At 59.3% G+C, this 1552-nt stretch carries 1 pseudogene; it reads left to right on the top strand.

Features of this window, described 5'->3' with window-relative positions:
* The first annotated feature begins 297 nt into the window (after positions 1–297).
* A pseudogene (locus EP867_RS19565) lies at positions 298–1422 on the top strand (IS3 family transposase).
* The last annotated feature ends 130 nt before the right edge of the window (positions 1423–1552 follow it).

A 1552-nucleotide genomic window follows, 5' to 3' on the forward strand; every position in this document is an offset into this window, starting at 1 on the left:
TCGTAACTTGCATCACGCCCGTGCAAACCGCACGGGCTTTTTGTTGTAAGCTATCCCCTTCACACGGCTGAAGAAAGAGGTGGCTGCGGAAATCTGAACAGCCTGGATAAGTGGATTTTCCGCTCAACAGCAGCATGATGCTGCGAGCGAGGAGAAGACCATGGCGAGACGACCGCGCCGGAACCACAGCCCGGCTTTCAAGGTATGAGGAGGATCAGAAAACAGTCCGGGTATGAGCAGGACAAGCATTTGATCCGGGGGATCAAATGCCCTGCGATTGGTTTTCCCGACGATTGAGTGGCGGTAGCAGCGATCATGGGCGAGAAGGCCATGATCGAGCTGTCGCAGGAGTTCGACGTTCATCCGAACCAGATCAAACAGTGGCGCGATCAGCTGCTTGAGGGGGCAACCGGGGTGTTCGGGGAAGCCCCGAAGGCCGATCCGGAGCCGATCATCGATGTGAAGACCCTGCATGCGAAGATCGGAGAGCTGACGCTGGGGAATGATTTTTTGTCCGGCGCGCAACGCACTGCGAGGTGAATGCCACTGGTTCGGGAGAACCGAGCAGGGGTCTGCTGCCGAGCGCAGGAAAATGATCGATCCGACCGCCAGGTTGAGCGTCAGCCGCCAGGCCGTCGTGCCGGGGATCAGCCGGGGGAGCGTCTGCTACAAGCCCCGCCCGGTGTCGGAGGCAGATCTGAAGCTGATGCACCGGATCGACAAGCTGCATATGGAATTCCCCTTCGCGGGCAGCCGGATGCTGCAGGGTCTGCTGGTCCAGGAAGGGTTCAAGATCGGACGGCTGCATGTTGCCACGCTTAGAAGCGCATGGGCATCGAGGCGCTCTATCGCAAGCCGAACACCTCGAAGCCAGCGCCCGGGCACAAGATCTACCCGTATCTGCTGAGAAAGCTGCCGGTCACGCGACCCAACCAGGTCTGGGCGATGGACATCACCTACATCCCCATGGCCCGGGGGTTCATCTACCTCGCCGCTGTGCTGGACTGGTTCACCCGGCGCGTCCTGGCATGGCGAGTGTCGATCACGCTGGAGGCCGAGTTCTGCATGGAAGCTGTCGAGGAGGCGTTGGCACGTCACGGCAGGCCCGAGATCTTCAATACGGATCAGGGCAGCCAGTTCACGTCCATCGACTTCATCAAGGTGCTCGCCGCCCGCGAGATCAAAATCAGTATGGATGGCAAGGGGGCCTGGCGCGACAATGTCTTCGTCGAGCGCCTGTGGCGAACCATCAAATACGAAGAGGTCTACCTGCGCGCCTATGCCAGCGTATCCGAAGCCCGCGCCGGGATCGGCCGGTATCTGAACTTCTATAACAACCGCCGCCCTCATTCGTCGCTTGACGGCAAAACCCCCGATCAGGCCTACTTTAACACGCCGATACCCGAAGCGGCAGCGGCATAACCGAGGTGGAAAACCACTTAGAAAACGCCCGGAACCTGTTTAGAGAAACAGAGCCACCTCTGACGCCGATTTGTGCATCATGTATAACCGCCCCTTGCGCAAGAGGGTATTTTGGATCTTTTCGGCGCGT

The organism is Falsigemmobacter intermedius, from assembly GCF_004054105.1.
GTDB lineage: Bacteria > Pseudomonadota > Alphaproteobacteria > Rhodobacterales > Rhodobacteraceae > Wagnerdoeblera > Wagnerdoeblera intermedia.